The sequence below is a fragment of the Solwaraspora sp. WMMA2065 genome, from assembly GCF_030345075.1.
GTDB lineage: Bacteria > Actinomycetota > Actinomycetes > Mycobacteriales > Micromonosporaceae > Micromonospora_E.
Genome location: NZ_CP128361.1, coordinates 1,369,719 through 1,387,444, shown reverse-complemented (window position 1 = coordinate 1,387,444; position 17,726 = coordinate 1,369,719). Strand labels below are relative to the sequence as shown.

The window sequence follows — 17,726 nt, the reverse complement described above, 5'->3', positions numbered from 1 at the left end:
GCGGCCACCGGGCCGGGTCGTCGGCCGGCACGTAGGCTGACAGGGTGAGGCACGACAACTACCCCGCACCCAGACGTCGACGAGTAGTCGCAACGACCGCGAGCATGCTGCCAGGTCGGTATGACGGCGAGGAGGCCCGGTGACCGAGTTCGACGGTCTGCCGGTGCTGCGGTCACCGGTGGCTATCGCCGCGTTCGAAGGCTGGAACGACGCCGCGGACGCCTCCACCGCGGCCGTCGAGCACCTGCAGGAGGTCTGGCAGGCCCGGGAGATCGCCGCGCTAGACCCGGAGGACTTCTACGACTTCCAGGTCAGCCGGCCGACCATTACCGGCTCCAGCGGCGACGCGCGCCGTATCGAGTGGCCGACGACCCGGTTCATGGTGGCCAGCCCGGAAGGCACCGACCGGGACGTGGTGCTGATCCACGGGATCGAACCGAGCATGCGCTGGCGTACCTTCTGCGAACAGGTCCTGGAGCTGTGCCACAGTCTGGAGGTCAACCGGGTGGTGCTGCTCGGCGCTCTGCTCGCCGACGTGCCGTACACCCGGCCGTTGCCGATCAGCGGGACCGCGTCGGAGAAGGAGGCGGCACAGCGGCTCCAGCTCGTCCCCACCCGGTACGACGGTCCCACCGGGATCGTCGGAGTGCTGCAGGACGCCTGCGCCCGCGCGGAGGTGGACGCGGTCTCGTTCTGGGTACACGTGCCGCACTACGCCAACAACCCCCCCTGCCCGAAGGCGACACTGGCGCTGCTGCACCGGGTGGAGGACGTTCTCGACCTGCCGGTTCCGATGGCCGACATGGCCGAGGAGGCGGCCAAGTGGGAGGCCCGGGTACGGACCACCGCCGAGCAGGACGCCGAGCTGGGCGAGTATGTCCGCGAGTTGGAGGAACGGGTCGGCGACGCTGGTATCCAGCCGCTGACCGGTGACGAGATCGCCCAGGAGTTCGAGAAGTACCTGCGCCGCAGGGGTGGGTCGGCCGGCCCGACAGCCGGTTCGTGGTGACCGGCCGGACGGATACCCGACCCGGATCTATCGGCTAACTGACAGCTCCGTCAGTCGGGCGGCCCTTTACCGGAAAATGTCCGGATGCTAACCCCCACCCCTCTTATGCGTCTGGTGACCGGTTTCTGGAGCTTCAAGACCCTGGCCGCCGCCGTCGAGCTGAACCTGTTCACCAGGCTCGCCGGCGGACGGACCATCACCGTCGGGCAGCTGTGCGACGAGTACGGGCTGGCTGAGCGCCCAGCGGGCACTCTGCTCGCCGCCTGCGCCTCGCTCGGACTGCTCACCAAGCAACCCGGCTCCGACAGCTACCGCAACGCGCCGATCGCCGAGGAGTTCCTGGTAGCCGGCCGCCCCTACTACTTCGGCGGTCAGGTTCGCTACTGCGACGAACGTACCTACCTACCGTGGCATCGCATCGGTGAGGCGTTGCGTACCGACCGGCCACTGACCTGGGACCCGGACACCCAGGAGTCGCTCTTCGCCGACGTGGATCCGCGGATCCTGAACCTGTTTCTGGAGGCTATGTACGCCGCGTCGATCTTCACCGCCCGCGCGCTGGGTGAGGCCTACGACTTCAGCGCCCATCACCGGCTACTCGATCTGGGCGGCGGGTCGGGCGCGTACCCCATCGAGTTGTGCCGGCGGTACCCGCATCTGCGGGCGAGCGTCTACGACCTGCTACATGTCGTGCCGGTCGCTGCGGAGAAGGCCGCCGCCGCCGGTCTGGCCGACCGGATCGACACGGTCACCGGTGACTTCTTCGTCGACGAGAAGCTGCCGCAGGGACATGACGTCATCCTGCTCAGCATGATCCTGCACGACTGGGATGAACCGACCAACCGGGCGCTGCTGACCCGCTGCCACGACGCGCTGCCGTCAGGCGGCACGATCGTCGTCTGCGAGTTGCTGCTCAACCCCGAACGCACCGGTCCACCCGAGGCCGCCCTCATGGGGATGAACATGCTGGTGGAGACGGAGGGCGGGCGCAACTACTCGGAGACCGAGTACGCCGATTGGTTGGCCGACGCCGGGTTCGGCTCCATCCGTACCGTGGTCTTCGACGCCCCCGGGGCGAACGGCGCACTGATCGCCCGCAAGCGGTGACCGTCGTCGGACGCTGATTGACGAGTGGTCGGGCTGGTGCGTCCGGTTACTGGTCACGCCGATGGGTGTTGTCTGGCGGTGGTCGGGCTGGACACACTCCCTCTGTTATCCTAGGATGCTAGGTATATCGGTTGAAGGGTGGTCGGTCCGTAGAGATGCAGGTCAATCCTGGAGCCGCCGAGGTTCCACACCGCCAGATCGCCGACCTGATTCGAGAACGGATCCGCCGCGGCGAGTGGGCACCCGGCGAACGGCTGCCCGCCATCCCCGCCCTCGCCGAAATGTACGGTGTGGCCAAGCAGACCGCCCAGCGTACCGTCGATCAGCTCCGCGTCGAAGGACTGTTGATCACCAAGCCGGGCTCCGGCACGTTCGTCCGGGGCACCCGACGCCGACTCAACAGGCTCGCCCGTGGCCGGTACGGCGGACACCGCGGATACCACGCCGACCTGGCGGCGCGCTACCGGCAGCAGCTGACCGAGGTCGGCCGCGCTCCGGCGGTACCCGAGGTGGCCGACGCGTTCGGCGTCACTGACGGCACCGAGCTGATCGTCCGCCGGCACCTGGTGCGCACCGAGGACTCCCCGGTCGAGGTGGGAGCCTCCTGGTTCCGAGTGGCCGACGCCGCCGGCACCAGCCTGGAGCGGGCCGAGCCGTTCGGCCGACCCACCTACCAGGAGGCCGAGGAGGTGACGGGCCGACGATACGTCTGGGCGCGCGACGTGCTCAGCGCCCGTCAGCCCAGCCGACAGGAGGCGCAGCTGCTCCGAATTCGTCCGGACACCCCGGTGCTACATCTGCTGCACGTGGCCTACGACGGCGACCGGCGACCGATCGAGGTGGCCCAGGCGACCTGGCCCGGCCCGGTGACCACCTTGACCGAAGAGTACCGGGTCCCGGCACCCATGCCGGATCCGGACCCAGATCCCGGTCTCGTACTCGGCTGACCAGGTACTTCTTGCGGCTTACTTTGTTTTCCATTCAAACTATTGACTTGAAAATCGAGGCATGTGAATCTCGGCACGGGACTGTCGCGAGGGCCGCGCGGCACGGCGGGACCGGGCTACCCGCCGTCCGATCCGGCGGGAACGCCTGTGTCCCGGCAAACCCCGCCACCGCCGTCCAACCTTGTCCGGGAGCAGACATGCCTTCCCTCACCGTCACCCCGTGGGCACCCCTGCGCCGGGTACTCACCGTTGCGGCTGTCGCCGCGTTGCTGTTCACCACCGCGCTGGCCGACGTAGCCGCCGCACACGGCTCATCGATCGCCCCACCGTCACGCAACTACGGGTGCTACGAACGCTGGGCCAGCGACTTTCAGAACCCCCGGATGGCCACCGAGGACCCGATGTGCTGGCAGGCCTGGCAGGCAGACTCCACCGCCATGTGGAACTGGAACAGTCTTTACATCGACGGGGTCAACGGCCAGCACCAGGCACACATCCCCGACGGTCAGCTGTGCAGCGCCGGCAACACCGGCGGTGTCCGGTATGCCGCACTGGACCAACCCGGCAACTGGCGTGCCGCCAACGTCGGCACGAACTTCACGCTCACGTACCACGACCAGGCGCTGCACGGTGCCGACTACCACCTGGTGTACGTCACCCGGCAGGGTTTCAACCCACTCACCCAGCGACTGCGCTGGAGCGATCTGGAGCTGGTGTGGACCACCGACGGCGCGGACCCCGGTGAGGGCACCCGGACCAGCAACCCGAACCTCAACGGCGTGTCGGTCGACATCCCAGTCAGCGCGCCCGGCAGGACCGGCCGGCACATCGTCTACCTGATCTGGAAGGCCAGCCACGCCGACCAGACCTACTACTTCTGCAGCGACGTGAACTTCGGCGGGACCCCGGCCCCGACCACCGCACCACCCACCACCCCGGCGCCGGGCGGCTGTACCGCAACCTTCTCCATCGTCGCCACCTGGCAGGGCGGCTTCCAGGCCGAAGTGCGGGTGACTGCCGGCGGTACGCCGATCAGCCGCTGGACGTTGAACTGGACCAATCCCACCGGACAGCAGGTCACCCAGGCGTGGAACGCCACGGTCAGCAGCAACGGTTCGGCCGTCACCGCCACCAACGTCAGCTACAACGGCAGCATCGGGTCCGGAGCGTCCACCAGCTTCGGCCTGCTCGGCTCGGCCACCGGCACGCCGGTGGCACCGACCCTGACCTGCACGCCGAACTGACCTGTCCACGAAGTCCGGTCGGGTCCGGCGCCGCTGCAGGACCCGACCGGACACCGGTACGGTCAACCGAGTCAGTCGTGCAGGCGCACACCGAGCAGGGCGTCGCAGGTCTCGGCCATCAGCGTCGGTGCCTGCGGATCCGCACCGGTGCCGGCGAGCGCGTGGTCGGCCCACTCGTCGATCAGGGCCAACGCGCCAGGGGTGTCGAGATCGTCGGCCAGCCGGCCGCGGACCCCGGCGAGCAGCTCCGCGCCGGACGGCCCAGCGTCACACCGGGCGGCCTCGCGCCACCGGTGCCACCGCTGCTGACCGCTTTTGAGGGTGTCGTCGGTCCACTGGCGATCAGCCCGGTAGTGCCCGGAGATCAGCGCCAGCCGCAGAGCCATCGGTGGCACCCCGTCGCCCCGCAGCCGGGAGACGAAGACCAGGTTGCCCCGGGACTTGGACATCTTCTCCCCGTTGAGGCCGATCATGCCGGCGTGCGCGTAGTGGGCGGCGAACGGGCCGGTGCCGGTCAGCACCTCCGCGTGCGCGGCGGAACACTCGTGATGGGGGAACAGCAGGTCGTTGCCGCCGCCCTGGACGTCGATCCGGTCACCCAGCAGACCCAGTGCGATCACCGCGCACTCGATGTGCCAGCCCGGTCGGCCGGGGCCCAGCGCACCGCCGTCCCAGGCCGGTTCACCGTCGCGGGCACCGCGCCACAGCAGCGGGTCCAGCGGGTCACGTTTACCCGGACGCTGCGGATCGCCACCCCGCTCAGCGGCGAAGGTCAACATTTGCTCCCGGGACAGATTCGACTCGTAGCCGAACCGCGGCGCGGCGGCCACGTCGAAGTACACGTCACCGGTGCCGTCGGCCAGCCGGTAGCCGGCACCGCGGTCAAGAAGGGCGCCGACCCGCTCGGCGATGGCCGGGATCGATTCCACCGCACCCACGTAGTGGTCCGGCGGGATGATCCGCAACGCCTCCATGTCCTCCCGGAACAGCGCGGTCTCCCGCATCGCGAGAACAATCCAGTCCTCCCCGTCGCGGGCCGCCCGCTCCAGCAGCGGATCATCGACATCGGTGACGTTCTGCACGTACCGCACCCGGTGCCCGGCGTCCCGCCACATCCGCTGCACCAGATCGAACGCGAGCATGGTCGCGGCGTGCCCCAGGTGGGTGGCGTCATACGGGGTGATCCCGCATACGTACATCGTCGCAGGGTCGACCGGCCGGGTCGGTGCCACCGCCCGCCGAGCAGAGTCGAACAGCGCCAACGGCACACCCGTGCCGGGCAGCCGGGGCACCTCATGACCGGTCCAGGAGTCCATGCCGCCACCCTATCCAGGGTGCCGGCGGCACCGGAGAACGGCAGACGAATCACATCGGCGGCCAGGGAATAGCGCTACGCGTCGCCGGCGGCGGCGGAAAGCACCCGGCCTCGATCAGTGCGTCGACCCGCCCGCCCAGCTGGGTGACCTCGGCCTGGGTGAGCAGCGACGCCAGCTGCCCGCCCAGCTTCGCGTCGACCGCCGTACGCAGCTGACGCAACGCCGACCCGGCCTCCGGTGGCAACGGACGGCCGGACCAGCCCCACAAGACCGTACGCAGCTTGTCGTCGACATGGAAGCACAGCCCGTGGTCGACGCCGTACACCTGGTTGTCCGTCCCGGCCAGCACGTGCCCGCCCTTGCGGTCGGCGTTGTTGACCAGGACGTCGAACACCGCGAGTCGGGCCAGCCGCGGATCGTCGGCATGCGCCAAGGCGTACGGCCTGCCGTCGGTGTCCCGGGCCGCCGCCACCGGCAGCCAGTCGGTCGGCACCTGGTCGGCCGCGACGAAGTCGACCAGCGGCACCGATCCGTCCGGCTCGTCGATCCACAGCTGGCAGGCACCCGGACCGATCGGACCGTCCCGCAACACCGTCGGCGGTACCAACGGCCACCCGAGCGCCTGTGCCACCAGGTGGGCGGCGACCTCCCGGCCGGCCAACGTGCCGTCCGGAAAATCCCACAGTGGACGCTCGCCGCGGACTGGCTTGTACACGCACCGGATCGCTGTCCCGTCGGCCTCGATGACAGCCCGCAACGTCGTGTTCGATGCGTCGATCAACTGGCCTTCGAGCCGCATCTCGCCGGTACGGAGCAATCGCAGCACGGTGGCGTCCCGGTCCACCGCCGGCTGCCGGCCCGTCTCCATCACCTCAGCGGTGGTAGCCGTTGTGCCGTGGACAGAGGTGGCCGCGCGGGTCCAGCGGCTGACCACAGAGCGGACAGGGTGGACGGCCGGCGGCCACCACCCGGCGTGCCCGATCTATGAAGCCGCGGGCCGCCGCCGGGGTCAGCCGGACCCGGAGCCGGTCCAGGCTGGCGTCGACCTCGTCCTCGGTGTCGTCGTCGTCATCGTCGTCGAGCAGGCCGTCGTCGTCGCCGGTTTCGAGCCCGGCTTCCGGCTCGCCGGCGGCGATGGCCTCGATGACGACGGTGGTGGTGTCCACGTCGAAGGCCAGGCCGAGCGTGCCGACCCGGAACTCCTCGTCGACCGGCGTCTCCAGCGGTTCGTTGTCCGACTGCCCGGTCGGTAGTTCCGGCACGTCGACACCGAACCGCCGCTGCGCCTCGGCCAGCAGCTCCTCGAGCTTCTCGGCCAGCAGCGACACCTGGACCTTCTCCAGGGCCACGCTGACCACGCGACCGCCACCCCGGGCCTGCAGGAAGAACATCCGCTCCCCCGGCGGCCCGACGGTCCCCGCGACGAACCGCTCCGGCGGCTCGAAGGCATGCACCTGGTGGGTCATGTCATCGACCCTATCGGGCGTCCGGGTCGATCCGGTAACGCACCGACCCGATTGACCGGTACGCTCACTGCCGGTCACGTCCGCCGGCACCGGCGCCGCCGCCGACAGCGGCATCGGAATCGGAATCGGCCGACCCACCCCGTCGCCTCGGCCGACGCTGTTTCGCCGGCACCAACCCGGCCAGGTCACCGCCGGTGTCGTTGAGCCGCACCAGGAACGGCCGGGTCGCCGTGTACCGGATTACCGTCAACGAGGCGGGATCGGCCACGATCCGCTGGAACAGGTCCAGGTGCAGGCCGAGCGCATCGGCCACGATGGCCTTGATCACATCGCCGTGGGTGCAGGCCAGCCAGAGAGCGTCGGGCCCCCGTTCGGCGTCCACCACACCGTTCCAGTGCCGTACCGCAGCCACCGCGCGGGCTGCGACCGCGGCCAGCGCCTCCCCGCCGGGGAACACCGCGGCACTCGGATGCTCCTGCACGACCCGCCACAGCGGCTGTTTCACCAGTGACCGCAGAGACTGGCCCTCCCACTCGCCGTACCCGCACTCGATCAGGCCGTCGTCGATCGCCGGGGTCGCCTCGGGAACGGTCAGCGCCAGGGTCTGCCGGCATCGGACCAGCGGGCTGCTGACCACCTGTGCCCAGGGCAGCCCGGCCAGCCGGGCGCCGACCGCCCGGGCCTGCTCCTGGCCGGTCTCGTCGAGCTCGACCGGCTGCCGGCCGGCCAGACCGCCCGCAGCGTTGGCGGTCGTCCGACCATGTCGCAGAAGTACCAACGTCGCCACCAAACCAGCCTACGGGGGGCGGCTGCGTGCCGGGCCGGCGACCGACCCGGTCAGCAGTCGGGTCGGGTCCCTCAGGTGGCGGAAATGGTGCCGGTGACCAGCAGCGCCATCACGAGGGAACCGAGCGCCACCCGATAGAGCACGAAGGCGTACAGGGTGTGATGCGCGACATAGCGCAGCAACCAGGCGATCGCCGCGTAGCCGACCACGAACGCGATGGCGGTCGCCACCACCATCTGGGCCGCCGTGGGTGCCCGGCCCTGCGGGTCGAACACGTCGGGCAGGCTGAACAGCCCGGACATCACCACCGCGGGAATGGCCAGCAGGAAGGAGAACCGCGCGGCCGCCTCCCGGGTGAGGTTCAGCAACAGTCCGGCGGTCAGTGTGCCACCGGACCGGGAGACGCCCGGGATGAGCGCCATCGCCTGGGCGAAACCCATGACCACGCCGTCCCGCAGGGTCAACCGCTCCAGGGTACGGGTCTGCCGGCCGAGGTACTCCGCGACGGCGAGGACCAGCGCGAACACAATCAGCACGGTCGCCGTGATCCACAGGTTCCGCAGACCGTCGCGGATCTGATCCTTGAACAGCAGGCCGATCACCCCGATCGGGATCGACCCGACGATGACGTACCAGCCCATCCGGTAGTCCGGCTCGCCGCGTACCGAGGGATCCCAGATACCAACGACCCAGGTCCGGGTGATCCGCCAGATGTCCTTGGCGAAATAGAGCAGCACCGCAGCCTCGGTGCCCAACTGGGTCACGGCGGTGAAGGAGGCCCCCGCGTCCGCCTCGAAGAACAGCGCCGAGGTGATCCGCAGATGCGCCGACGAGCTGATCGGCAGGAACTCGGTGAGCCCCTGCACCACGCCGAGCACGATGACCTCGACCCAGCTCACCGCCCCACCCCGGCCACGTCGAGGGCCCGCGCCACAGTCCGCAGCGTCGCCAACCGCGCCTCGGTGTCGGCGTCGAACAGGCTGACCGACAGGGTGGTCACGCCCGCGGCGGCATACTCGCCGATGCGCTGCGCGATCCGGTCCGGCGGGCCCAGCAGCGCGGTCTGATCGATGAATTCCAGCGGTACGGCGGCTGCAGCCTCCCGCAGCCGGCCGGCCAGATAATGGTCCTGCACCTCGTCTGCGGCGGCCCCGAAGCCCATCCGGGTGGCCAACTGGTGGTAGAAGTTCTGCGTCCGGCTGCCCATCCCGCCGACGTACAGCGCGGCGTACCCGCGCAGCAGGTCGGCGCAGGCGGCGACGTCGTCGCCGACCACCACCGGCACGGCCGGCACCACGTCGAAGCCGGTGAGGTCGCGACCGGTGCGGGCCCGGCCGGCGGCGATCAACGCCAACTGGTCGGCGGCGGTGCTGGGCGAGAAGAAGACCGCCAGCCAGCCGTCGGCGATCTCGCCGGCCAGTTCGAGGTTGCGGGGGCCGACCGCGGCCAGATACACGGGAATCCGCGGCCGGGGCGGGCGGAAGTTGAGCTTCAAGACCTTGCCCGGGCCATCGGGCAGCGGCAGGGTGTAGTGCGTGCCCGCATACTCGACCCGCTGGCGTCCGACCGCGAGCCGGACGATCTCCACGTACTCGCGGGTCCTGGCCAACGGCTGACCGAACCGTACACCGTGCCAGCCCTCGGAGACCTGCGGACCGGAGACCCCCAGGCCGAGCCGGAACCGGCCACCGGACAACGTGTCGATGGTGGCGGCGGTCATCGCGGTCGACGCCGGGGTCCGGGCCGGGATCTGCATCACCGCCGAACCCACGTCGATCCGGCTGGTCTGGCCGGCCAGCCAGGCGAGCAGACTCGGCGAGTCGGACCCGTACGCCTCGGCGGCCCAGACCACCGTGTAGCCGAGCCGCTCCGCCTCCTGGACGAGCGCCAGTTGGTCGGCCGGCGAGCCAGCGCCCGTGAGGTAGCCGAGATTGAGTCCGAGTCGCACTCCCAGTCATCCCCCATCCCCCGCCAGGCGGGGCGTCGACGGCGCTGCCGGGCAGCGGCCGTGGCCAAGCCGCACCAGGGTACGCAATCGTCCGCCGCCATTAGACAACCGGCCGGGTGACTCGCCGACCGGCTCGGTGCCGGTCGGCAGCGGACGACGGCGGGAGTGAGGATGTCCGTACCGCCAGGATCTGCTTAAGGTGCATCCATGCAGCAGCGACCGCTCGGCCGCAGCGGGCTGGCGGTCTCCCGGCTCGCGCTCGGCACCATGACCTGGGGCCGGGACACCGACGCCGACGACGCCGCGGCGCAACTGAAGAGTTACCTGGACGCCGGGGGCAATCTGATCGACACCGCCGACGTGTACGGCGACGGCGACGCCGAGGCGGTCATTGGTTCGCTGCTGGACAGCATGGTGCCCCGCGAGGATCTGGTCATCGCGACCAAGGCCGGGCTACGGCCGGGCGGGCCACGGCGGCGCGACACCTCCCGTTGGCATCTGCTGCGTACCCTCGACGCCTCGTTGCGGCGGCTCGGCACCGACTACATCGACCTGTGGCAGGTACACGGATACGACCCGGACACCCCGATGGAGGAGACCCTCGGCGCGTTGGACACGGCGGTGACCAGCGGACGGGTCCGGTACGTCGGGGTGTCGAACTTCAGCGGCTGGCAGACCGCCCGGGCGGCGGCCTGGCAGGCCGCGGTGCCCGGCCGGGCCGCCGTGGTCGCCGCTCAGGTCGAGTACTCCTTGCTGCAACGTGGGATCGAACGGGAGGTGCTGCCCGCCTGCGCCGCGTTGGGGCTGGGTGTACTGCCCTGGTCACCGCTCGGCCGCGGCGTGCTCACGGGTAAGTACCGGCACGGCCGCCCGGTCGACTCCCGGGCCGCGTCGCCGCATCTGGAGCTGTTCGTCGCGACCTACCTGGAGCCGCGCTGCTCCAGCATCGTCGAGGCGGTCTCGACGGCCGCCGCCGGCCTGGGGGTGGCGCCGCTGGAGGTCGCGCTGGCCTGGGTCCGGGACCGCCCCGGGGTCACTGCGCCGATCCTCGGGGCACGCACGGCGGGGCAGCTGCTCGGGGCGCTGCAGGTTGAACGGATGACGCTGCCCACGGAGATCACCCGGGCACTCGACGACGTGTCGGCGCCGCCCGTCGGCTACCCGGAACGCGACGGGTGACTGAGCCTCCGAAGGAGGCCGACGGGTGACTGAGCCTCCGAAGGAGGCCGACGGGTGACACAGCTCGGGGGCCGACGGCAGGATGGTGGTCATGGACTACGAGTACGCGCCGCTGCGGTTACCGCCGAACGTCGACCGGGTGACCGCAGCCGCGCAGTTGGCGATCCAGGCCGAGTTCTCCGGCTGGGAGCTCGCCCGGGTGCGGCTGTTCCGTGACGGCACGCGCCAGGTGGTGCTCCGGCGCAGAATCGCCCGGCAGCCGCAACCCGGGCTCAGTACGTAGTCGGTACGATCAGCGCGGGTCGCCGCCCGGGGCCTCGTCGTCATCGTCCGGCAGGTAGGCGTGCTCGTCGAGTCGGCCGACGATCTCGTCGCCGGGAACCGACCGGAACGGTCCGTCGACATCGCCGTCGCTGAACGCCTCCGGATCCAGCGGTGTGGTGACCTCGTGCACCATGACCACGCCGTCGAGCGGTTCCAGCTCCGGGATGTCCAGCGCGCCGAGTGAGCCGTCGCCGGCCTGCAGCAGCTCGAGCACCGCCTCTCCGACACCACCGACCGGCTCGGCCGCCTCGGCGGACGGGCTGCCCTGGCGGCGGGCCGCGTCGGCGATGCGGACCAGCGCGGCGACCGACGGCACCCGGTAGTCCCGACGCTGGCGTACCGAGACGACCTGCGGGTGCGGGTCGGCCAGTTCGGCGCCGTCGACGCCGCCGACGCCGACGCCGAACCGTTCGTCCGCCTCCTGCGGATCGATCGACTCGACGTCCCAGGGTGTCACCTCACCGAAGGCGTCCAACAGTTGCTCGTCGTAGGCGTACGACGCGTTGTTGAGCGTCACGTACGCCTGCCAGACGGCGTCGTCGTCGATCCGGCCGTCGGCGGCCTTGACCGTGGCCAGATGTGCCCGGGCCGCCTGGAACACCTGCTCCAGCGCGGCGTCGAGGTCGGTGTGCTGGTCGGTCATACGGGTGGAATTCCCTTCACCGTCGATGGGGCGCCGGCGGTCAGCTCTGGCGCAGGAAGCGGTCGAGCACATGCACGCCGAACTGTAGCCCCTCGACCGGGACCCGCTCGTCGATGCCATGGAACAGCGCAGAGAAGTTCAACTCCGCCGGCAGCCGCAGCGGGGTGAACCCGAAGCATCGGATGCCGAGTTGACGGAATGCCTTGGCGTCGGTGCCGCCGGAGAGCATGTACGGCACGGTCCGGGCACCGGGGTCGGCGTGGCGCAGCGCGGCGGCCATCGCGTCGACCAGTGCACCGTCGAAGGTCGTCTCGATCGCCGGCTGCCGCTCAACGTGTTCGATCTCCACGTCCGGGCCGATCAGCTGGCGGAGCTCGGTCAGGAACTGGGTTTCCTGGCCGGGCAGCACCCGGCAGTCGATGGTGGCGCTGGCCCGACCGGGGATGACGTTCTCCTTGTAGCCGGCGTCCAGCCGGGTCGGGTTGGCGGTGTTGCGGACCGTGGCACCGATGATGTTCGCGATCGGGCCCAGCTTGGCGATCGTCGTCTCCGGGTCGTCCGGGTCGAACTCGATACCGAGCAGGTCGGAGACCTCAGCCAGGAAGTCCCGCACGGTCGGGGTGACGACGATCGGGAAACGGTGCCGGCCGAGCCTCGCCACCGCCTCGCACAACGCCGTGACCGCGTTGTCGTCGTGCATCATCGAGCCGTGTCCGGGACGGCCCCGGGTGTGCAGCCGCAGCCAGTTGATGCCCTTCTCCGCCGTCTCGATCAGATACAGCCGCAGGTCGTCACTGACCGTGTAGGAAAAGCCGCCGACCTCGCCGATCGCCTCGGTGCAGCCGTCGAACAGCCCGGGGTGCCGCTGCACCAGGTGGTGAGCGCCGTACCGGCCGCCGGCCTCCTCGTCGGCGGTGAAGGTCAGCACGATGTCGCGAGGTGGCCGGGTCCCGCTGCGCTGCCAGTCACGGACCACGGCGAGCACCATCGCGTCGAAGTCCTTCATGTCGATCGCCCCGCGGCCCCACAGGTAGCCGTCGCGCAACTCACCGGCGAACGGTGGGACCGACCATTCGGAGGCGTCGGCTGGGACCACGTCGAGGTGGCCGTGCACGAGCAACGCCCCGCGGGACGGGTCGGTGCCACCGAGCCGGGCCACCAGGCTGGCCCGGCCGGGCGCGGACTCCACGATCGTGCTAGTGACGCCGACCTCGGCGAGCTGGTCGGCGACGTACTCCGCGGCGACCCGTTCACCGACGCTGGTCAGCGGGTCACCGGTGTTGGTGGTGTCGATCCGCAGCAGGTCGCGGCAGATCCGCACGACCTCGTCAGTCGGTGCCGGCGGCGGGGAGGGTGCAGTCATGCGGTTCTTCTTACCAGCCGTCCGGCCGCTGCCCCAGCCCTGCCGCGACACGCCTCACGGTTTCGGGCGACGGTGTGGTGGGTATCGCCGCATCCGCCGGGCAGTACGACGTCCCCGGCCCGCCACCGAAGGAGACGACCGTGTCGGTAGGCCTTCCCCCCATCCCCGAACTCGGCGACGACCACCTGCCGCACGACCCGGGCGGACCTCGGCTCACCATGCTGCTCGTCGAGGAGCACCGCCGGATCGAGCAGCTCTGCGAGCGGCTCGACGCGGCGGCCGACCCGGACCGGCGGCGCCAGATCGCGGACGTGCTGGTCGCCGTGGTGAGCCGGCATCTGTCGGCCGAGGAGCAGTACCTGTACCCGGCTGTGCGGACCGCCCTGCCCGACGGAGACCCGCTGGCCGACCGGGGCATCGCGACGGACCGCCCGCTGCGGAACGTGCTCAGCTCATCCGACGTGGCGGCGGCCGGGGTACCGGCCGGGATCGCCTCCGCCTGGCGGCACCACCGTACGGTCGTCGAGCAGGAGCTGCTGCCACGGCTACGGGCGGCGGCGACCGACGAGGAGCTCATCCGGCTGGGCAACCGCGCGGAGACAGCCGAGGAGGCCGCCCCGACCCGGCCGCATCCCGACGCCCCGCAGCGGCCGCCGTGGAATCGGGTGGTGGACCCGGCGCTGGGGGTGCTGGACAAGGCCTGGGATCTGCTGTCCGGCCGTACTACCTATCCCGAGGATCTGACGACGACGCCGGTCGATCGCGATAGCTAGTCCGTAATATCCGTTCAGTTCTGTTTCATATTGATGTCGGAGAACGTTTCCCCCATCGAAGGTCTTCCCGTCGATCCCGTTCTGGTCCTACCGTCACGTTATGAACCTGGAGCTGCGGCACCTGCGGGTGGTCTGCGCCATCGCGGAGACGGGAAGCGTCACCAAGGCGGCCTCCATGTTGGGGTTGGCGCAGCCCGCGCTCACCGCGCAACTACAACGGATCGAACGGACCCTCGGCGGGCCCTTGTTCGAGCGCGACCGGCGGGGTGCCCGACCGACCGCGCTGGGCGAACTGGTCCTGGCCCGGGCCCGGGTGCTGCTGCCGGCGATGAAAGGGCTGCAGGACGAAGCAGCCCGACTGGCCGGCACAGGCAGCGTGATGAGCAGGTTCCGGCTCGGCGGGGTCAACAGCCCGATCCTGGGTGGCCTGGTGCACCGGCTCGCCGCCGACCAGCCGCAGGCGCAGATCAGCACCTACGCCTCCTGGTACGTCGACGAGCTCGCCCGGATGGTGCTCAGCGGCCGGCTGGACTACGCGCTCACCGGGGTGTGCGGCGACGCCACCCCGTCGGCCGAGTTCGGACTGGCGTGGCGGGCGGTCGCCGTCGACGCGATCTTCGTCTTGTTGCCGGAGTCCCACCCGCTGGCGCACCGTCAGGAGATCGAGCTCGGCATGCTCGCCGACGAACAGTGGGTCGCTGCGCCCGGCGACGGATGCTTCGGCGACTGCTTCGCCGCCGCCTGTGCCCGGTCCGGGTTCACTCCCCGCAAAATGTACGAGACCGACATCCGCGGCTGCGTCGACCTGGTCGAGTCTGGCGAGGCGATCGCCCTGTGCCAGGCGACGTTCCGGCCGATCAGTGGGCTGGTGACCCGACCGCTGGCCGGTGCGCCGCTGCGGTGGCGGCTGCTGCTGGGCTGGCACCCGGACGCGACCGCCGCCGCCCTCGCCGACCGGGTGTTCACCCACGCCACCACGGCGTACACCGACTCCCTGGCGCGTAACCCGCAGTATCTCGGCTGGCTCGCAGACAACCCCGGTTTCGGGGCGCAGAGCCTGGCCGGGATCCCGGTCGCGGACGGCTGACCGGGCCGACCAGCCCCGCCCCTGCCGGCCCCGCTCCGCCCTACCGGTCGCTGTGACGGTATGAGCCAGCTGGTATCTGCCTGCTGACATAGACCGCCATTAAGTTGACAGCAGCTCGACGTTCCCCCGATCACCGACATCCGGGTCCCGACGGCACACCACGACCGGCGGACCATCCGGGCCCGGCCCGTCGGCGTCGGAAACGTCGGGTTGCCATGTGCCTCCGGCCGGCTCAGCCAGGCGATCCCTGGCCGCCCACCGGAGTCACTTCCGTTCGATCGTCAGGGGAGCAAATGAGACGAGCACTGATCGCGGCCACCGCGGCCGCTATCCTGCCACTGGGCGCGGCCGGTCTGGCCGCGATGCCCGCGATGGCAGCACCCAGCGCCGGTCCGGTCACCCAGCCGGCCGCCGACGCGGCCGCACCCGGGATGCTTGCCGCGATGCAGCGCGACCTGGGGCTGACCGCGGACCAGGCGCGGACCCGGATCGCCAAGGAAGCCAGCGCCAACAAGAAGGAAGCGATGCTGCGCGCCACCCTCGGCGCCGACTTCGGTGGGGCATGGCTGTCCCCCGACGGCGGCACCCTGACCGTGGCTGTCACCGACCCGGCCCAGGCCGAAGCGGTGACCGCAGCCGGGGCGAAGGCCAAGCTGGTCGACCGCAGCGCGGCCGAACTCGACCGGGTCAAGGCCAAGCTCGACCGCACTGCGGCGAAGGCGCCGGCGACCGCCGTCGCCGGCTGGTACGTCGACGTGGCCACCAACACCGTGGTGGTGCTGGCCCGCGGCAACGCCACGGTCGCCGAGAGCTTCGTCGCCGGCAGCGGCGCCGCAGCGGACGCGGTACGGATCGTGCGCACCGACGAGACCCCGACCACCCTGTACGACGTCCGGGGCGGCGACGCCTACTACATGGGCGGCCGCTGCTCGGTCGGCTTCTCGGTGACCGGCGGGTTCGTCACCGCCGGGCACTGCGGCAGCGTGGGCACCGCCACCCAGGGCTACAACCAGGTGTCGCAGGGCACCTTCCGCGGGTCGTCGTTCCCCGGCAACGACTACGCCTGGGTGCAGACCAACTCGAACTGGACGCCGCAGCCGTGGGTGAACAACTACAGCGGCGGCAACGTCACGGTCGCCGGCTCGGCCGAGGCGGCGGTCGGCGCGTCGATCTGCCGGTCCGGGTCCACCACCGGCTGGCGCTGCGGCACCATCCAGGCCAAGAACTCGACGGTGAACTACCCGCAGGGGCGGGTGTCCGGCCTGACCCGGACCAACGCCTGCGCCGAGCCCGGTGACTCCGGCGGCTCATGGCTGTCCGGCCAGCAGGCCCAGGGTGTCACCTCCGGCGGCTCGGGCAACTGCTCGACCGGCGGCACCACCTACTTCCAGCCGGTCAACGAGATCCTCTCGGTGTACGGCCTGACGCTGCGCACCAGCGGTGGCGGCAACCCGCCGCCGACCACCCCGCCGCCGGGCAGCGGTACCTGCAGCGGGTACCAGAACACCTACACCGGGTCGCTCTCCTCCGGCGGCACCCAGATCCAGCCCAACGGCAGCTACTTCACCGCCGGCTCCGGCACCCACCGGGCCTGCCTGGACGGGCCGACCAGCCGTGACTTCGACCTCTACCTGCAGCGCTGGAGCGGCAGCGGGTGGGTGAGCGTGGCCAGCGGCACCAGCCCCGGTCCGGACGAGACGCTGACCTACAGTGGCTCCGCCGGCTACTACCGGTACGTGGTCCACGCGTACAGCGGTTCGGGCAGCTACTCGCTCGGCATCACCCGGCCGTAGCCGTTTGTCTCCCGGCCGGGCCGGTCGGGCCGGGAGACTGAGGCTGCCAGGTCCGCGACCGGCGGCGGGTACCGATTCCCGGTACCCGCCGCCGGGGCGGGTCGTGTCGTCCCGCACGGGTGCAGGTGGTGACCGGTCAACCGGCCGTGTCCGCGTCGGCCCGCAGCGGATCGTGCCCCAGATCCAGCAGCGCCCGCCGCCACCGGTCGTCCGCCGCGCCCGTCGGCGGGCGGCGGGCGAGCAGGTCCCGGATCCCCTCGACGACCTGCGCCATCACCTGCCGGTCCGGTTCGGTCAGATCCACCCGCCGTTTGCCCAGCACCGCCAGTACGGCACCACCGGGCTGGGGTAGGTCGACGCCGGGGCCGACGAACGCCCGTTCACCGGACGCCTCGGTCAGCAGCCAGTCACGCAACTGTTCCGAACTAATGTTCACGTACGCGTGGAACTCGTTCCACAACTGATCAGTGCCGGTGTCGGTTCGACGGTGCGCCGCCATCGACAACCTCCTCACTACGACGGTCAGTCGGGGGGCTCGGTGCTACTCACCGGGTCGTCGCGGTCGGCCCGGGTCTGCGTACCGGCCGGTTCCGGACGCACATCGGTGTCCGCCAGGACGGCGCCGGGTCCGGTCCCAGTGTCGAGAGGGCTGTTGCGGGCCAGCAGTTCGTCGGTCTTCGCGGACTTCTCACGCTGTTCCTCAGGTTGGCTCATCGTCGTCATCTCCGTTCGTCTGCCGA

Annotated in this window: 19 protein-coding genes; 9 read left to right on the top strand and 10 right to left on the bottom strand. The window is 70.7% G+C overall.

The features are described from left to right. The first annotated feature begins 139 nt into the window (after nt 1-139). From O7610_RS06375 to O7610_RS06360, 4 genes are all read left to right on the top strand, one after another. Nucleotides 140-1,009: a PAC2 family protein gene (locus tag O7610_RS06375; protein WP_123601502.1), complete on the top strand. Its 870-nt coding sequence runs from the start codon at nt 140-142 to the stop codon at nt 1,007-1,009. Nucleotides 1,010-1,093: 84 nt separating this feature from the next. Next, nucleotides 1,094-2,116 (top strand): methyltransferase, encoded by a 1,023-nt coding sequence (locus tag O7610_RS06370; RefSeq protein WP_281554805.1) that lies wholly within the window; start codon nt 1,094-1,096, stop codon nt 2,114-2,116. Nucleotides 2,117-2,271: 155 nt separating this feature from the next. Next, entirely contained in the window at nt 2,272-3,063 is a 792-nt protein-coding gene (locus O7610_RS06365; RefSeq protein WP_281554804.1) for a GntR family transcriptional regulator, read from the top strand. Nucleotides 3,064-3,260: 197 nt separating this feature from the next. After that, entirely contained in the window at nt 3,261-4,307 is a 1,047-nt protein-coding gene (locus O7610_RS06360) for a lytic polysaccharide monooxygenase auxiliary activity family 9 protein (protein WP_289212806.1), read from the top strand. A 71-nt stretch (nt 4,308-4,378) separates the two neighbouring features. Here O7610_RS06360 and mshC read toward each other — a convergent pair whose 3' ends face one another. The 6 genes from mshC to O7610_RS06330 all read right to left on the bottom strand — a co-directional run bounded on the left by mshC (nt 4,379) and on the right by O7610_RS06330 (nt 9,824). Then, the gene (gene mshC / locus O7610_RS06355; RefSeq protein WP_281554802.1) at nt 4,379-5,623 is read right to left on the bottom strand and encodes a cysteine--1-D-myo-inosityl 2-amino-2-deoxy-alpha-D-glucopyranoside ligase; all 1,245 of its coding nucleotides are present in this window, start codon (nt 5,621-5,623) and stop codon (nt 4,379-4,381) included. Between the two features lie 49 nt (nt 5,624-5,672). Continuing rightward, the gene (locus O7610_RS06350; RefSeq protein ID WP_281555578.1) at nt 5,673-6,491 is read right to left on the bottom strand and encodes an SCO1664 family protein; all 819 of its coding nucleotides are present in this window, start codon (nt 6,489-6,491) and stop codon (nt 5,673-5,675) included. A gap of 4 nt (nt 6,492-6,495) precedes the next feature. Then, the gene (locus O7610_RS06345; RefSeq protein WP_289212805.1) at nt 6,496-7,089 is read right to left on the bottom strand and encodes a DUF3090 domain-containing protein; all 594 of its coding nucleotides are present in this window, start codon (nt 7,087-7,089) and stop codon (nt 6,496-6,498) included. Nucleotides 7,090-7,153: 64 nt separating this feature from the next. Then, the gene (locus O7610_RS06340) at nt 7,154-7,876 is read right to left on the bottom strand and encodes an MSMEG_4193 family putative phosphomutase (RefSeq protein WP_281554800.1); all 723 of its coding nucleotides are present in this window, start codon (nt 7,874-7,876) and stop codon (nt 7,154-7,156) included. Between the two features lie 71 nt (nt 7,877-7,947). Beyond that, nucleotides 7,948-8,775 (bottom strand): undecaprenyl-diphosphate phosphatase, encoded by an 828-nt coding sequence (locus O7610_RS06335; RefSeq protein WP_281554799.1) that lies wholly within the window; start codon nt 8,773-8,775, stop codon nt 7,948-7,950. Beyond that, nucleotides 8,772-9,824: an LLM class F420-dependent oxidoreductase gene (locus tag O7610_RS06330; RefSeq protein WP_281554798.1), complete on the bottom strand. Its 1,053-nt coding sequence runs from the start codon at nt 9,822-9,824 to the stop codon at nt 8,772-8,774. The genes O7610_RS06335 and O7610_RS06330 overlap by 4 nt, the downstream gene beginning before the upstream one ends. Nucleotides 9,825-10,031: 207 nt before the next feature. Between O7610_RS06330 and O7610_RS06325 the strand changes: the two genes are divergently transcribed. After that, nucleotides 10,032-11,003, top strand: a complete 972-nt coding sequence (locus tag O7610_RS06325) for an aldo/keto reductase (RefSeq protein ID WP_281554797.1) — start codon at nt 10,032-10,034, stop codon at nt 11,001-11,003. A gap of 91 nt (nt 11,004-11,094) precedes the next feature. After that, complete coding sequence (locus O7610_RS06320) at nt 11,095-11,286, top strand: DUF5703 family protein (RefSeq protein WP_281554796.1); 192 nt, start codon at nt 11,095-11,097, stop codon at nt 11,284-11,286. A 9-nt stretch (nt 11,287-11,295) separates the two neighbouring features. Here the strand turns inward: O7610_RS06320 and O7610_RS06315 are convergent, their stop codons facing one another. Both O7610_RS06315 and O7610_RS06310 read right to left on the bottom strand, forming a co-directional pair. Then, the gene (locus O7610_RS06315; RefSeq protein WP_281554795.1) at nt 11,296-11,970 is read right to left on the bottom strand and encodes a hypothetical protein; all 675 of its coding nucleotides are present in this window, start codon (nt 11,968-11,970) and stop codon (nt 11,296-11,298) included. Between the two features lie 40 nt (nt 11,971-12,010). Next, nucleotides 12,011-13,333 carry a M20/M25/M40 family metallo-hydrolase gene (locus O7610_RS06310; RefSeq protein ID WP_281554794.1) on the bottom strand — a complete coding sequence of 441 codons (1,323 nt, stop codon included), beginning with the start codon at nt 13,331-13,333 and terminating at the stop codon, nt 12,011-12,013. A 140-nt stretch (nt 13,334-13,473) separates the two neighbouring features. Here O7610_RS06310 and O7610_RS06305 point away from each other — a divergent pair, with 140 nt between their 5' ends. The 3 genes from O7610_RS06305 (at nt 13,474) to O7610_RS06295 (ending at nt 16,986) form a co-directional block, all read left to right on the top strand. After that, nucleotides 13,474-14,106 (top strand): hemerythrin domain-containing protein, encoded by a 633-nt coding sequence (locus O7610_RS06305; protein ID WP_281554793.1) that lies wholly within the window; start codon nt 13,474-13,476, stop codon nt 14,104-14,106. Nucleotides 14,107-14,206: 100 nt separating this feature from the next. Then, nucleotides 14,207-15,193: a LysR family transcriptional regulator gene (locus tag O7610_RS06300; protein WP_281554792.1), complete on the top strand. Its 987-nt coding sequence runs from the start codon at nt 14,207-14,209 to the stop codon at nt 15,191-15,193. A 293-nt stretch (nt 15,194-15,486) separates the two neighbouring features. Next, complete coding sequence (locus tag O7610_RS06295) at nt 15,487-16,986, top strand: S1 family peptidase (protein ID WP_281554791.1); 1,500 nt, start codon at nt 15,487-15,489, stop codon at nt 16,984-16,986. Nucleotides 16,987-17,122: 136 nt separating this feature from the next. Here O7610_RS06295 and O7610_RS06290 read toward each other — a convergent pair whose 3' ends face one another. Together O7610_RS06290 and O7610_RS06285 are read right to left on the bottom strand one after the other, a co-directional pair. Continuing rightward, nucleotides 17,123-17,485: a DUF3140 domain-containing protein gene (locus O7610_RS06290; protein ID WP_281554790.1), complete on the bottom strand. Its 363-nt coding sequence runs from the start codon at nt 17,483-17,485 to the stop codon at nt 17,123-17,125. Nucleotides 17,486-17,508: 23 nt separating this feature from the next. After that, nucleotides 17,509-17,700 carry a hypothetical protein gene (locus O7610_RS06285; protein ID WP_281554789.1) on the bottom strand — a complete coding sequence of 64 codons (192 nt, stop codon included), beginning with the start codon at nt 17,698-17,700 and terminating at the stop codon, nt 17,509-17,511. Nucleotides 17,701-17,726: the final 26 nt, after the last annotated feature.

Bases quoted from the DNA above. Each gene is read 5' to 3' on its own strand.
- O7610_RS06370 (WP_281554805.1), top strand. From the start codon at position 1,094: ATGCTAACCCCCACCCCTCTTATGCGTCTGGTGACCGGTTTCTGGAGC.
- O7610_RS06365 (WP_281554804.1), top strand. From the start codon at position 2,272: ATGCAGGTCAATCCTGGAGCCGCCGAGGTTCCACACCGCCAGATCGCC.
- O7610_RS06360 (WP_289212806.1), top strand. From the start codon at position 3,261: ATGCCTTCCCTCACCGTCACCCCGTGGGCACCCCTGCGCCGGGTACTC.
- mshC (WP_281554802.1), bottom strand. From the start codon at position 5,623: ATGGACTCCTGGACCGGTCATGAGGTGCCCCGGCTGCCCGGCACGGGT.
- O7610_RS06350 (WP_281555578.1), bottom strand. From the start codon at position 6,491: ATGGAGACGGGCCGGCAGCCGGCGGTGGACCGGGACGCCACCGTGCTG.
- O7610_RS06345 (WP_289212805.1), bottom strand. From the start codon at position 7,089: ATGACCCACCAGGTGCATGCCTTCGAGCCGCCGGAGCGGTTCGTCGCG.
- O7610_RS06325 (WP_281554797.1), top strand. From the start codon at position 10,032: ATGCAGCAGCGACCGCTCGGCCGCAGCGGGCTGGCGGTCTCCCGGCTC.
- O7610_RS06320 (WP_281554796.1), top strand. From the start codon at position 11,095: ATGGACTACGAGTACGCGCCGCTGCGGTTACCGCCGAACGTCGACCGG.
- O7610_RS06315 (WP_281554795.1), bottom strand. From the start codon at position 11,970: ATGACCGACCAGCACACCGACCTCGACGCCGCGCTGGAGCAGGTGTTC.
- O7610_RS06310 (WP_281554794.1), bottom strand. From the start codon at position 13,333: ATGACTGCACCCTCCCCGCCGCCGGCACCGACTGACGAGGTCGTGCGG.
- O7610_RS06300 (WP_281554792.1), top strand. From the start codon at position 14,207: ATGAACCTGGAGCTGCGGCACCTGCGGGTGGTCTGCGCCATCGCGGAG.
- O7610_RS06295 (WP_281554791.1), top strand. From the start codon at position 15,487: ATGAGACGAGCACTGATCGCGGCCACCGCGGCCGCTATCCTGCCACTG.
- O7610_RS06290 (WP_281554790.1), bottom strand. From the start codon at position 17,485: ATGGCGGCGCACCGTCGAACCGACACCGGCACTGATCAGTTGTGGAAC.
- O7610_RS06285 (WP_281554789.1), bottom strand. From the start codon at position 17,700: ATGAGCCAACCTGAGGAACAGCGTGAGAAGTCCGCGAAGACCGACGAA.